The 13,682-nt window shown below is 45.4% G+C and carries 14 protein-coding genes; 9 read left to right on the top strand and 5 right to left on the bottom strand.

What is annotated here, in order from left to right:
* Positions 1 to 259: 259 nt before the first annotated feature.
* Both CPIN_RS31650 and CPIN_RS31655 read right to left on the bottom strand, forming a co-directional pair.
* Positions 260 to 583 carry a hypothetical protein gene (locus tag CPIN_RS31650; RefSeq protein ID WP_012793968.1) on the bottom strand — a complete coding sequence of 108 codons (324 nt, stop codon included), beginning with the start codon at positions 581 to 583 and terminating at the stop codon, positions 260 to 262.
* Between the two features lie 149 nt (positions 584 to 732).
* Positions 733 to 1,089, bottom strand: coding sequence for a hypothetical protein (locus CPIN_RS31655; RefSeq protein ID WP_012793969.1), 357 nt, complete (start codon positions 1,087 to 1,089; stop codon positions 733 to 735).
* 80 nt (positions 1,090 to 1,169) lie between these two features.
* Here CPIN_RS31655 and CPIN_RS31660 point away from each other — a divergent pair, with 80 nt between their 5' ends.
* Entirely contained in the window at positions 1,170 to 2,003 is an 834-nt protein-coding gene (locus tag CPIN_RS31660; RefSeq protein ID WP_012793970.1) for an SDR family oxidoreductase, read from the top strand.
* Between the two features lie 129 nt (positions 2,004 to 2,132).
* On the opposite strand, the gene CPIN_RS31665 is transcribed toward CPIN_RS31660, so the two are convergent.
* Positions 2,133 to 2,744 carry a chemotaxis protein CheB gene (locus CPIN_RS31665; protein WP_012793971.1) on the bottom strand — a complete coding sequence of 204 codons (612 nt, stop codon included), beginning with the start codon at positions 2,742 to 2,744 and terminating at the stop codon, positions 2,133 to 2,135.
* A gap of 100 nt (positions 2,745 to 2,844) precedes the next feature.
* Between CPIN_RS31665 and ligD the strand changes: the two genes are divergently transcribed.
* The gene (ligD, locus tag CPIN_RS31670; protein ID WP_044220188.1) at positions 2,845 to 4,857 is read left to right on the top strand and encodes a DNA ligase D; all 2,013 of its coding nucleotides are present in this window, start codon (positions 2,845 to 2,847) and stop codon (positions 4,855 to 4,857) included.
* Positions 4,858 to 4,896: 39 nt separating this feature from the next.
* Positions 4,897 to 5,334: a DUF6496 domain-containing protein gene (locus CPIN_RS31675; RefSeq protein WP_012793973.1), complete on the top strand. Its 438-nt coding sequence runs from the start codon at positions 4,897 to 4,899 to the stop codon at positions 5,332 to 5,334.
* 2 nt (positions 5,335 to 5,336) lie between these two features.
* Here the strand turns inward: CPIN_RS31675 and CPIN_RS31680 are convergent, their stop codons facing one another.
* Together CPIN_RS31680 and CPIN_RS37260 are read right to left on the bottom strand one after the other, a co-directional pair.
* Positions 5,337 to 6,095 (bottom strand): LytR/AlgR family response regulator transcription factor, encoded by a 759-nt coding sequence (locus CPIN_RS31680; protein WP_012793974.1) that lies wholly within the window; start codon positions 6,093 to 6,095, stop codon positions 5,337 to 5,339.
* On the bottom strand, positions 6,070 to 7,137 hold the full coding sequence (locus tag CPIN_RS37260) for a sensor histidine kinase (RefSeq protein WP_012793975.1): 1,068 nt from the start codon (positions 7,135 to 7,137) through the stop codon (positions 6,070 to 6,072). The genes CPIN_RS31680 and CPIN_RS37260 overlap by 26 nt, the downstream gene beginning before the upstream one ends.
* Before the next feature lie 145 nt (positions 7,138 to 7,282).
* On the opposite strand from CPIN_RS37260, the gene CPIN_RS31690 reads away from it, so the two are divergent.
* The 6 genes from CPIN_RS31690 (at position 7,283) to CPIN_RS31720 (ending at position 13,678) form a co-directional block, all read left to right on the top strand.
* Entirely contained in the window at positions 7,283 to 9,601 is a 2,319-nt protein-coding gene (locus tag CPIN_RS31690) for a TonB-dependent receptor (protein WP_012793976.1), read from the top strand.
* 5 nt (positions 9,602 to 9,606) lie between these two features.
* On the top strand, positions 9,607 to 10,419 hold the full coding sequence (locus CPIN_RS31695; RefSeq protein WP_012793977.1) for a DUF4249 domain-containing protein: 813 nt from the start codon (positions 9,607 to 9,609) through the stop codon (positions 10,417 to 10,419).
* A 104-nt stretch (positions 10,420 to 10,523) separates the two neighbouring features.
* A complete protein-coding gene (locus CPIN_RS37265) occupies positions 10,524 to 11,363 on the top strand; it encodes an AraC family transcriptional regulator (protein WP_012793978.1) in 840 nt (279 codons plus the stop codon).
* A gap of 70 nt (positions 11,364 to 11,433) precedes the next feature.
* The gene (locus CPIN_RS31705) at positions 11,434 to 12,258 is read left to right on the top strand and encodes an inositol monophosphatase family protein (protein ID WP_012793979.1); all 825 of its coding nucleotides are present in this window, start codon (positions 11,434 to 11,436) and stop codon (positions 12,256 to 12,258) included.
* A 462-nt stretch (positions 12,259 to 12,720) separates the two neighbouring features.
* Positions 12,721 to 13,113, top strand: coding sequence for a type VI secretion system tube protein TssD (gene tssD / locus CPIN_RS31715; protein ID WP_012793981.1), 393 nt, complete (start codon positions 12,721 to 12,723; stop codon positions 13,111 to 13,113).
* Positions 13,114 to 13,180: 67 nt separating this feature from the next.
* Positions 13,181 to 13,678, top strand: a complete 498-nt coding sequence (locus CPIN_RS31720) for a type VI secretion system amidase effector protein Tae4 (RefSeq protein WP_012793982.1) — start codon at positions 13,181 to 13,183, stop codon at positions 13,676 to 13,678.
* The last annotated feature ends 4 nt before the right edge of the window (positions 13,679 to 13,682 follow it).

The raw sequence follows: 13,682 nt of genomic DNA on the forward strand, positions 1-13,682 counted from the left end.
AAAGGAATATACGAAATATATACCAGCCGATCAAAATCACGCTATCGTCCCTTTAAAAACATTCATTTCTTTAGCCTACACCAAACATCCATCTTCTTTAGCGCATACAAAGCATTCACCTTCCTTAACGCAGACAAAGCATGCATCTTGCTTAACATATACCAGGCATTCACCTTCCTCAACGCATACAAAGCATTCACCTTCCTCAACGTATACAAAGCATTCACCTTCCTTAACGCAGACAAAGCATGCATCTTGCTTAACGTATACCAGGTCTTCCTCTTACCTTATTGGGTATAATACCCGCCGCTACACTTTCTGCCAATGATCTTATGATAATAGGAGAAGATGCCCCTGTCTGGAAATAAAGCATCCGGCTATGCACGACCAGCTCATCGCCAAAATAAACATATCCCACAATCAATGCCATCAGCACTGCTACAAAGGAAAAGACATAAAACTGTACGGTTTGATAGTTAACTCTCTTGGTTCCTGTTATACCGGAATACTCTCCGATCTGTAATAACTGTACGGCAAGCGCTCCCAGCATACAAAAGTATACCGGCGACTGAAGAAAATTCATAACAAACAATGGTTTACCCAATAAATTAATAACTTCCGTTCCATTATAATACTAATACGACAGCTAAAAAAAGCGTCTTTTTCGCATACAACATCTTCCACACCTTCATGTTAGTGCAGCAATTTGCTTATGCCCGATATCAGATTGAACTAATCAATCCTGTCGGCTAATATGCCAAGAAACAAGCGCCAATACGGTGTTTTTTTCTCATACACCTTACGCGATGTAAAAACCAGGTCTCCTTTTTTACGCTTGGAACGGGATTCTACAAAATCACAGGAAGCGGCAAGAATGCTTACCACATCATCCAGTGGAATCTGAGTTTCCGCCGCTATCTCCCGCGAGGTTTTCCAAAAGTAATCGCCACTCGCCTCAAACAAAGCCAGCATTTGCTGCTTTTTCATTTCCATGATAACATTTGCACTTCCCTTTACAGCACGTTTGTTGTCAGTTACAACATCTTTACCTTTAACTAAAGCATTCTTGTTTTCAAACACTGCATCCATAAAAAATTGTATTATATCAATGAATAAATAATTACCTATTTATAAAATAGCTTCCCCTGCAAGCACCATAAACCATAGCTTTGCACACTATTATCACTAACATGTATTTTGAAAATAAAGTAGTCTGGATCATAGGCGCATCCTCCGGTATAGGAGCCGCACTGGCTAAACAATTAGCCAGAGAAAAAGCATTACTGATCATTACGGCACGGAATATTGACAAACTGCAATCACTGGCTAACGAACTTACGCAGCTGACAGCCTGCGTAGTGCTTCCGGCGGACATAGCCCGCCGGGACACGCTACACAGTATAGTGGAAGACTCTCTCCGGCAATTCGGGCATATCGACATCCTCATTCACTCAGCTGGCATCGGACAACGTTCAATGGCAACAGGTACCAGTCTCGCCGTCTATGACCAGCTCATGGAAGTCAATTTCTTTGCCCCGCTGACAATCACACAATACCTCCTGCCCCACTTTAAACAAAGCGGTAAAGGACATATAGTAGCTGTCAGCAGCATGTCCGGACTAATGGGTTTCCCCGGCCGCAGTGGATATGTGGCCTCCAAACACGCATTAAAAGGATACTTTGAAACTTTGCAGGTAGAACACGACATACCTGACTTTTATATAACTATTGTAAGCCCCGGCAGAATCAATACTCCACTCCCCTTATCTGCCCTCACGGCAGATGGTCAACCTTACAATAAAATGGATCATGCACAACTCAATGGTATTCCTGTGGAAATATGTGCAGCTAAGATCTGTGGCGCCATCATCCGCAAAAAGAAACACATCTTCATCGCCAGAAAGGAGCGCTACCTCTACTGGTTAAGAATATTATTCCCCGCCGCCTACTACCACATCGCCAGAAAAGCAGGTGTAAAAGAACGTAACGAAGATACCGCCTGACTACTTTCCCAACTGCTCCGCACAAAAATATTACTTTCCTCATATCTTCCTTACAACCCACACAAAATGAATAACATTGAACAATATGAAAAAAGAGAGAACAATAATGAATAACCTGAGCGCTACACACTACCCAGCCGCCTCAAACCCTTCATCATCCTGAATCCCGCCAGTTTTATAATACTTCGCAAGCGATCGTGCCAGCTCCGCCGGCGGCAATATCACATCTGGTTCATCTCCCGTAATAACCGATAACGGCATCCCCTTAAACACCGCCGACGCCGGCTCCTGTACAAATACAATCCCTCCCACGCCCTCTATCGCCTTCGCCCCCTCTAAACCATCTGTCCCCATACCGGTCAGAATAATACCAATCGCCTTATTACCCGCATACGCCGCCAGTGACGTAAAAAATATATCCACCGCATAATTCACCACCTGTGTCGTAGTACGTGGTATCAAACGTAAAACCCCTTCCCTGATCAATAAAAACTTTCCCTCTGGCAACAGATAAATATGATCCGGCTTGATATCCATATCCTGCAATACCCTTATAATCGGCAGTTTTGTATGTGATTGCAATAACTTGTCAAGTATACTCACATAATTCCTCGATAAATGCTGCACCACCACAAAAGCAATACCCGTCCGCTCCGGCACGTTCGCAAAAAATGTCTTCAATACATCCAGACAGCCCGCAGAACATCCCAGTCCTGCTATAAAAAAATCCGGTTTCACCATGTTTCTTAAAGCTTTTAAAAATCCATCTTCAAATTTCAGGCTAAAACATTTTACATGAGACTGCTGCACGCACTGGTAAGGTCTTTGCTCTGATATCAACATGACCCGAAAATCTTCGGATATAAAGCCTTCGGCAGGTAAACGGACCCGATTCCCCGCTACCTTGTCTCCCATGCTGGCCACATTGGTTGATCATCCTGTGGATACACCCGGCTGGCTGTATGAAGTAAAATGGGATGGCTATCGCGCAATTGCCCTGCTGAACAAAGGCGGCATTCAACTGATCTCCCGTAACAACAAATCATTCGACGAGAAATTCTACCCCGTCTTCCATGCACTGGAAGCCTGGAAGATTAACGCCATCCTTGACGGTGAAATAGTCGTGCTGACCCCAGATGGTATCTCCCGCTTCGCTGATCTTCAGAACTGGCGGAGTGAGGCCGACGGTGAACTGATCTACTATGTATTCGATCTTTTGTGGCTGAATGGGTACGATCTTACACAACTTCCCCTCATTCAGCGACGGGAGCTACTGGAAAGCCTGTTTCCTGCGCCTGATATCATCCGGCTCAGCACCGCCTTCAGAGATACCTCCTCAGCAGAATTTCTTTCCGCGGCCAAGTCACTCGGACTGGAAGGCATCATTGCCAAAAAAGAAGACAGTATTTATCATACAGGTCTCCGTAGCCGGGATTGGTTAAAGATTAAAATCAATAAACGACATGAAGTCGTCATTGGCGGTTATACGCGTAATGAAAACTCTTCCAAACCATTTAGCTCTTTGCTCGTAGGTGTATTTGAAAAGGGCAAGTTTCAGTATACGGGAAAGATAGGCACCGGCTTTACCAGCGCCCAACAAAAGGAAATGCTGCAGGCATTCAAACCCCTGATCAGAAAAACATCTCCTTTCAGTACTGTACCTGATATCAACAAACCTTCCCGCTTCCGTCCGAACCCGCCAAAGGCAACAGCCGTCTGGCTAAGTCCTCAACTGGTATGTGAAGTGAGTTATGCCGAAATCACGGCTGATGGTGTCATGCGTCACCCCTCTTTCGAAGGTATGCGTATAGACAAGACGGCAAAAGAAGTGGGAAAAGAAGAAGCCATGCCTGTCGCCAAGGTTGTAAAAGAAGCGGCTGGCGCTATCTCGCAACAAATGCTGACACCTGTTGTTGGTGGTGACCGCAAAACACTATTGAACCCCTCTGAAGCCACTCAGGTACGAAAAGTCAGCAAACATGAACTGAAATTCTCCAATCTTAATAAAGTCTTCTGGCCGGAAGAAAAGTATACCAAACGGGATATGCTGAATTACTACTATCAGGTAGCGCCTTACATATTGCCTTACCTGAAAGACCGGCCACAATCGCTTAACAGATTTCCAAACGGTATTAAAGGCAAAAGCTTCTATCAGAAAGATGTAACGGGTAAAGCGCCTGACTGGATCAAAACCTTCCCCTATCATACCAATGATGGAGAAGACAAAAACTTTATGGTACCCACTGATGAAGCCAGTCTGCTCTACATGGCCAATCTGGGTGCTATCGAAATGAATCCCTGGAACAGTAAGATCAGTAAACCTGATTATCCTGATTGGTGTATTATTGATCTGGATCCAACAGAAAAGAATACCTTTGAGCAGGTAATCAGAACCGCACAGGTTACAAAAGAGATATTAGACAGCATTAAAGTTCCAGGCTATTGCAAAACATCCGGCTCTACCGGCATACATATCTACATTCCTTTAAACGCAAAATATACATACGAAGATTGTCAGTTGTTCGGCAAATGGATTGCCTCCCAGGTACATCAGCAACTTCCTTCTTTTACAAGTATTGAACGCATGACGCAGAACAGAAAGGGCAAAATATATGTTGATTATCTACAGAACAGGCCAAAGGCTACGCTTGCAGCCCCTTACTCCCTGCGCCCAAAACCAGGTGCAACGGTCTCCATGCCGCTACATTGGGACGAAGTAAAGAAGGGACTTAAAATGAAAGACTTCAATATTACCAACGCCATCGCCCGTATCAGCGAAATGGGGGACATCTTTAAACCGGTACTTGGCAAAGGGATTGATATGAAAAAAATACTACGGTCTATACGGCCGTAATCATTAATCATTTATTTACTAACCTTTAAATTCCACACTATGGCAAAGTATTCAAAAAAGAGCCAGGACAAGGTAGAAGAGAACATGAAAGAAATGAAACAAGGTAAACTGAAAAGCGGCAGAAGCGGTAAGAAAGTAACCAACCCCAAACAAGCCATCGCCATAGGTTTATCTGAAGCCCGTAAATCCGGTGCAAAAGTTCCTAAGAAAGCGGCTGCTAAAAAAGCTGCGCCTAAAAAGAAAGCTGCCGCAAAGAAAGCGACGCCTAAAAAAGCGGCTGCTAAAAAGGCTGCTCCTAAGAAAGCGGCCGCTAAAAAAGCTGCGCCTAAAAAAGCAGCTGCTAAGAAAGCTGCTCCCAAAAAGGCCGCCGCTAAGAAAGCTGCTCCTAAAAAGAAAGCGGCTGCTAAGAAAGCCGCTCCTAAGAAAAAGGCTGCGGCTAAAAAAGCAACGCCAAAGAAAAGAGCAGCTAAGAAATAACATCAACGCTCTCCCAGCCAGGATAAAAACTGAGGAGTCTTTTCCTTGCTGACCGTAATCACTTCCCTGAAAGACACGTTCAGATTAACGCATAACTTGCGCGATAAGTAATGTGACGCATCTTTTATGGCTTTACGGTTCACAAGAAACTGCCTGTTCACACGGAAGAAAACATCTCCGCACAGCTGCTCAGCCTCCTCCAGTGATTTCTTGAGATAATAATGCTGACGATCGAAAGTCATCAGGCATAAAGTCTCTTTTTCAATATAAAACAACACAATGCTATCCAGTCTTACAGGCACGATCTTATCCTTGTAATGGACAAGTATGGCCGCTGGTTTGGGCGCATGTTCAAATACAGCGTCCAGCGCATTGCCGGCGCCGGTTTCTTTTACAGCAAAACTGCGACGCAGGGTATTATATTTCCTGAGTGCATCCGCAATAGTGGCATCAGTAAATGGTTTCAGAATATATTCAATACCATTCGCCTTAAATGCCTGCAAAGCATATTCGTCATACGCTGTGCAAAAGATGATCGGCGCCGTTACTTCTACAGTCCTGTAAATATCAAAACTCTCCCCGTCTCCCAACTGTATATCGCTGAAGATCAGATCTGGCATTTCGTGCGTTCTGAAATAAGCGACTGCCTCTTTGACTGACTTCAGCATAGCTGTCACCTGTACCGTATCATCCAGTTTCAGTATACTCTCGCGCAGGTCCTCTGCTGTCAACGCTTCATCCTCTATGATGACTACCTGCATGTTGCAAAATTTTAATTTTTACGGTGAATGTTTTCCCGTCATCCTCAATCAGGATATCCTCTCCGGTCAACATCCGGTAACGTTCTGTAAGATTCATCAGTCCACTGCCGGTAGATACCTCCGTCTGATGTTTGATCTGTAAATTATTCACCACTTTCAGATATTCCCCCTCCTGTATCACAGCAAGATAAAGCGGATCTTCCACCGTCAGTACATTATGTTTGATCGCATTCTCCAGTAAAGGCTGCAGCGAAAACGCCGGTAACCATTTGTTCGATAATGACTGCTGATCTACGCTTATCTCAAACCGCAACGCCTCTCCCACCCGCATCTTCTGCATTTCCAGGTAATCGGAGCTCAATTTCAGTTCATCTTTCAATGAAATAATATCCCGCTGCCCCTTGGAAATACTTGCTCTCAGAAAATCAGACAGATGAATCAGGTATTCTTCCGCCTTTTCCGGGTGACGACGGATCAGCGACTTCAACGTATTCAATGCATTAAACAGGAAATGCGGATGGATCTGCTGCCGTAATAACTGGTTAATAGCCTCCGTATTCGCAAATTTCAGCCGGGCATTTTCCAGCTCCGTATGGTTTTTCGCATGTAACAGGGTGATATAATTATGAAGAATAAACACCAGGACATTCACCACCAGACCATGCAGCAGGAACAACATCGGCCAGATCATCTTATTTCTGACCTGATCATACCAGTCCGGTATCAGGTAGGTATGCAGACTCGAATACAATATTCCCCTGAATAACAAATAATTAAATAACGCGGCTCCTGTGAAACTCAGGATGATTCTGATTATCTTGTAGTTGCGGGAACCATATTGTAATCGGGGAGCCAACAATAACATAAGCCCTAAATTGTACATCCCCATGAAAAAAATCACGATGTACATCAACGCAGACTTCAACAGGACTGTATTCAGGGCATATTCTTTGGCAGACGAAGTTAGCCCCACCAGAATGGCAATACATAAAGGTGCGATCAGGCTCACGCGTACAAGGCTTCTGACAGGTATATTTTTCATGTGCTTCAGACTGCAAATTACACACTACAAACCGGACGGCTCAACTTTTCCCTGTCCGATTCAGCGGTAAATTTGTCTGTTTCAGCCCGACTACTTTTTGCATATCAGATAATTATTATTTGTTTCGCACTAAATTTTAAACCGGATGAAATCAAAATTGTTGCTGATTGCTGTCTCGCTGATGGCCCTGCAAGCCACGGCACAGCAGAAACACACAATTAGCGGAACCATTAAATCCAAAGCCAAAGGCGAAACCCTGATCGGCGCTACCGTGAGAGTCAGCGGTGGCGGAGGAACCACCACAAACGAATACGGGTTTTACTCCATCACCATCACAGATGGCAAACACAAGCTCGAATTTACCTCTATGGGCCTTCAGACAAACAGCCTGGAGTTTACCCTGCGGAAAGACACTACCATTAACATATCCCTGGAAGACGAATCGGTTTCCCTGGGCGCTGTAACTGTTACCGGCACCAGCACAAAAAGAAGCCTCGCCGCCCCTCAGATGGGTCTGGAGAAGCTGACAGCCAAGGAGATGAAGAATGTACCCGTCCTCCTCGGTGAAAGAGACGCTATTAAAGTTATCCAGTTACTGCCCGGTATCAAGTCAGCCGGTGATGGTAACGCAGGTATGTACGTACGTGGCGGCGCTGCCGACCAGAACCTGATCCTCCTGGATGAAGCGCCGGTATACAACGCGTCTCACCTGCTGGGTTTCTTCTCCACATTCAACTCAGACGCGATCAAGGATATCGCGGTATATAAAGGCGGTATGCCTGCCCAATATGGCGGCCGACTGTCCTCCGTACTGGATATCAAGATGAATGATGGTAATAACCAGGATTTTGGCGTAAGTGGCGGTATCGGCCTCATCTCAGCCAAACTGAACGTGGAAGGTCCTATCCAGAAGGATAAATCCTCCTTCCTCGTCACAGGCCGCAGAACATATGCAGATGTGTTCCTGAAATTGTCCAATGATTCCAGTATCAATAACAATAAACTCTACTTCTACGATATCAATGCCAAGTTGAACTATGAACTGGGCGACAAGGACAAACTGTACCTCTCCGGCTACTTCGGAAAGGATAAACTGGGTGTAGGCGATCTCTTCGGTCTGTCATGGGGTAATACCACCGGTACCCTCCGCTGGAACCACATTTTCAGTAACAAATTGTTCTCCAACACCTCCCTGATATACAGTAACTACGATTATACAGTATCTATCAACAGTGGTTCGGTGAATGCAGATATCTACTCCAAAATCAGGGATTATAACCTGAAACAGGAGTTCCAATGGTATCCTTCTTCCAGCCATAACATCCGTTTTGGTTTCAACAGTATCTATCACACCATCACACCGGGTCAGGTAACTACCTCTGAAACTTCTCAGATCAATGCCAGATCGCTGGAAGACCGCTACTCCTGGGAGAATGCCGTATATGCGACTGACAGCTGGAAAATGTCTGAAGCGCTCAGCATGACCTATGGTCTGCGTGTCTCTTCTTTCAGCGTACTGGGTAAAGGTGATTTCTTCAACATTGACCAGGATGGTAAAATACTGGATACCCTGCACTACAAAAAAGGCGATTTCGTAAAAACTTATGTCAACCTGGAACCAAGACTGGCCATCAGCTACAAACTGAATGCTACCTCTTCCGTGAAAGGTTCATATGTACGTAATACACAGAACCTGCACCTGATCTCCAACAGTACAACCAGCAGTCCGACCGATAAATGGGTGGCCAGCACAAATATTATCAAACCGGAGATCTCTGATCAGTTCTCCGTTGGCTACTACAAAGACCTCTTTGGTGGCGACTATGAACTGACGGTTGAAACCTACTACAAATCATTGCAGAACCAGATCGATTACCGGGATGGCGCCAATGTGAACTCTGTCAGCAATGCGATCGAATCTGAACTGCTGTTTGGTAAAGGACGCGCTTATGGTATCGAATGGCTGTTCAAAAAGAGAGTAGGTAAATTCAATGGTTGGGTGAGCTACACGCTGTCCAAGACCGAAAGAAAGATCGATGGTATCAATAACAACGAATGGTACAATGCCCGTCAGGACAGAACACATGACATTGCGATCGTAGCCATATACCAGCTGAGCCCTAAATGGACCCTCTCTGCTAACTGGATCTATTATACAGGTGATGCAGTGACCTATCCATCCGGTAAATACAATGTTGACGGACAAACCGTTTACTACTACACCGGCCGTAACGCTTACCGTATGCCAAACTATCACCGTCTGGACCTCGGCGCTACCTTACAGCTGAAGAAACGTAAACGCTGGTCTTCCGAACTGGCTTTCAGTCTCTATAATGCCTATGGCAGAGAGAATGCATATACCATCACATTTGAAGACAGCAAGGATGATCCGACTAAAACAGTGGCTAAACAGACTGCATTATTCAAATTCATTCCTTCTATCTCTTACAACTTTAAGTTCTAATCACCATGCGTAACAGTTTAATATATACATTACTAGGCTCGGCGCTGTTGTTGGGCACAGCCTGTGAAAAAGAGATCGATCTCAACCTGAACGGTAACGACGACAAGTTAGTGATCGAAGGTGTACTGACTGACAGCAAAGGCGCATGTAGCGTAAAGATCAGCCGTACCAAAACGTTCGGTTCAAATAATGATTTCAACGGTGTATCCGGTGCAAAAGTGCAGATCTGGACTGGTACAGATACCACCCTGCTGACTGAAACAAGTGAAACAGGTGTTTACATCGCTTCTGAACTGTCAGGCGTAAGCGGCACCACTTACGGATTGCTGGTGACCCTCGACGGAGAGCAATACACGGCTACTTCCCGTATGCCATCAAAAGTTCCTTTTGATGCATTATCAACTGTTGAAGAAGATCTGTTTGGCGACATGACCAAAATCGCCAATGTCAACTTCAGAGATCCTGCAGCAGAAACAAATTACTATCGTTTCCGTCAGTATATCAATGGTAAAATGATCAAGAGTTACTGGGTAAGAAATGATGATCTGACCAATGGTAATGAGATCAACGCACGTCTTTACATCCTGGGGCAGGATGATGACGACGAAACGCTGAAGATCCACTCTAAAGATGAAGTGACCGTGGATATGATGAACATCGATGCAGATGTATACAAGTACTTCTTCAGTTTGAGCAACAGTGCTACCGGTGAAAGCAATTCCGCTACACCAGCGAATCCTGTCAGCAATATCAAGGGAAATGCGATTGGCTATTTCAGTGCGCATACCCAGGAAACGAAGACGATTATCGTGCCCTGACAACGCAACATAGCAACTGAAAAAAGCCGGATCTTCATGGTCCGGCTTTTCTTTTTCCCGATCCGACCCTGATTCCCCGGTGAATATGCCTACTTTTACCCGGCATGAAAAATCAGCTTCCTTTCTATTCTCTGGAGCCATCCAATATTGGCGGTCTGATCATCGAAGATATCCCGGAGGATATTTCATATGCCACTATGCCCCATCAGGATGATCATTACCTGGTCATGATAATGATGGAAGGCGTCGGAACAATGGAGATGGAAGGTGAAGTATTTCATTGCACGGCCCCTGCCATGATGGTGATCAAACCCCTGCAGGTACATTTTGCGCATGAGGTACATCAGGCAAAAGGATGGATCATTTCCACAGCGCCTTTTCTGCTACCGGATACACTGGCAATTGCCTTTCAGAGTCTGCAGATCAAGCAGCAATATGCCTCCCTCCGGGACGCCGGAGATCTGATACAGATGGTCCTTACCTTACAGGCTACTTTCAATACAAGCGCCTGTCCTGCGCGTTATAAACCGGCTGTTATAAAAGGACTGAGCGACGCCCTTTTTCACCGGATATTGCCGGAATTTGAATGTATCCTGGAAAACAGCGCCCAGAACATCCGCCAGGCTGCCGCCATCACCCGTCAGTTTATGCAACTGTTGCAACAGGAAAGCGCTGCACAGACACCTGCTTTTTTTGCACAGCAGATGCATATCACACCGGCTCACCTGAATGACTGTGTCAGGGAAACCACCGGTTATCCACTGACCTACTGGCGACAGTACGCCATGCTCAATGCAGCCAAACGCCTGTTATACTACACGGATAAACCTGTCAAGACCATTGCCTGGGAACTGGGTTATGAAGATCATACCTATTTTTCCCGCCTGTTCCGCAAACTGACCGGCGATACCCCGGGCAACTTCAGGAGTAAATTCCACGAATAGTCCAATACCTTCCTTCCCAATTCCAATTCCTGCCCTTTTTTCCTGCCTTTCTTTGCTACAAAAAAGAAAGATGAACACTTTACTTATAAGAAGCAGTAAGGTCATTAAAATGGCTGGAAACCGCATAAAAAAGGAAGTCCCAACTGTGAAGGCATGGAACAAACAGGAGATGGCGCTTCAGTTTAAAAGAGTCAATACCAGCTGTATCAATATCATCCGGGAGGGCTTACTGGCCATCGCGCCGGATATTCCCTGGTCTGAGGCTGAATTTGATACCCGTCAGCAGAAAGCCACCTCCCTGGGCGACCGTTACTGGGTATGCGACCCGCTGGACGGCGCTATTCATTTCCTGCAGGGATTATCTCCCTGGTGTATATCCCTGGCTTTGATTGAAAACGGACTGGCCGTATTTTCCGTGATCTATGATGCTGTAAGAGATGAATTATTTACCGCCATGCGGGGACAGGGCGCCTGGATGAATGGAGAAAAGCTGGCGGTGAATATACGTAACAGACTCAGCGATGCGATCCTGGTAACAGCCCATCCTAATCAGCCGGATAAGGAGGAAAAAGACGTCCGGCAGCTCCTTGAGACAATGGGAATCCTGCTGCCAAAAGCAGGCGCCGTGCGGATGACGGGTACCTCCTCTTTACAGCTGGCCTATGTGGCTGCTGGCCGGATAGATGCTTTCTGGGAATCCGGAGATGACGCCTATGACTGGCTGGCCGGCGCACTGCTGGTGGAAGAGGCCGGTGGCGTTGTCAGAACGATGGAAGGGCTTCCCTATTCTCTGCAAACGGACACAGGCATACTGGCAGGCAATGAAACAATGGCAGATCTTGTGGGTGATGAGATCGCCCGGGTACTCTTCTCTGATCGCCGGGTAATGGCCTGATATTCTCTTACATTTTCTTATCCTTCGTTAATCTTTCGTTCATCCAACGAAGGATTAATGAAGGATATTAAGTACCTGAGCGTTATCAAAGCGAATGCTTACTCAATATAGGCAAATTGTCCTGTTTTCCGGCGCATTCCATGCGCAATTTCTCCCCTTTCAATATCTCTCTCCGCGAACTTCCACAACCTCAGCAAACAGAACAGTAACATCTTTTTTAATCTGTTTTTTTTGATAAAATAATTCACAATATGTCCCGGAATATTTATTTTCGCATTGACCATGTATCTTTAATTGAATAGTTATAAACGTTAATCCGGCACTTGAATTTTAGTAACTATGGAAAAACCTGCCGCTTGCTGAAGCAGTTAATCCGGTCCCCAATTTCCATGTACACTTTCATTTGCTGTCCATAAAAATTTCATTACTAATACCATATTAATCAAGCAAAACCTCAAGGATATGTCATTTAAAGCAGTTATGCGTATAGACGGAGAAGAACTTAATGTATTGGATTGCCATTTTTCTTTCGCCCAGCACACTGACCATAACGGAAAACCAGCTGCCCGTCCGACAGGAGGCGCTGTAACCGTACTGGTAGAATCAGATGGTAACACAAACCTCTTCGACTGGATGGTATCCAACACGCAGACCAAAAGTGGCAGCATTGTTTTTTACCGCCGGGACGCCATGTCAAAAATGAAGGAATTAAAATTCACCGATGCCTACTGTGTAGAATATGAAGAGCATTTCAAAGCAGCAGGCGACGTTCCCATGCAGATCAAAATGGTACTGTCAGCCAGAGAAGTACAACTCGGCAGTTCCACGTTTAAGAACCCCTGGCCACAGTCCTGATAAGGACCCTGCCGGCTGTTTTGTTACCCCGATATATCATGTGATCACTGAATAAAACATTGTACTCATGGCCCTGAAAAAATTCCCTGCTTTCAGTACATTATGGAGCAGTTATCCACACGATTCCCAGGCACCGGCGGGAAGTGCACATGCTATGCCTTGTGATGAAAAGGATAAGAACGGATTCTATCACTATGAAAATCAGTGTGCCATCCGTATGTCCCATTGCCTCATCAAAGCCGGGATCACCCTGTCAAATTACACAGATCCGAAATGTAAACATGGCTATGCCAGAGGCGCAGAAAGTCTCGCCACCTGGTTATGGCGCAACTTTGGTAAACCATTACAGGTAACGTGCAGCAATGCCGTCCAGAAAAATGCCTTTCTCGCAAACCAGTACTGGTCGAAAAATGGCATCATTTTTTTTAAAGACTTCTATGGTACCAGTAACACAGGGGACCACATCGATCTCCTGTATCATGTCAACACACAGATCATGACAGCCACCGGCGATTATACCAATGACAGTCGCGTAAAAGAGATCTGGTTCTGGGAAGTAAACTGACACT

This window comes from Chitinophaga pinensis DSM 2588 (assembly GCF_000024005.1).
In the GTDB taxonomy this organism is placed as follows: domain Bacteria; phylum Bacteroidota; class Bacteroidia; order Chitinophagales; family Chitinophagaceae; genus Chitinophaga; species Chitinophaga pinensis.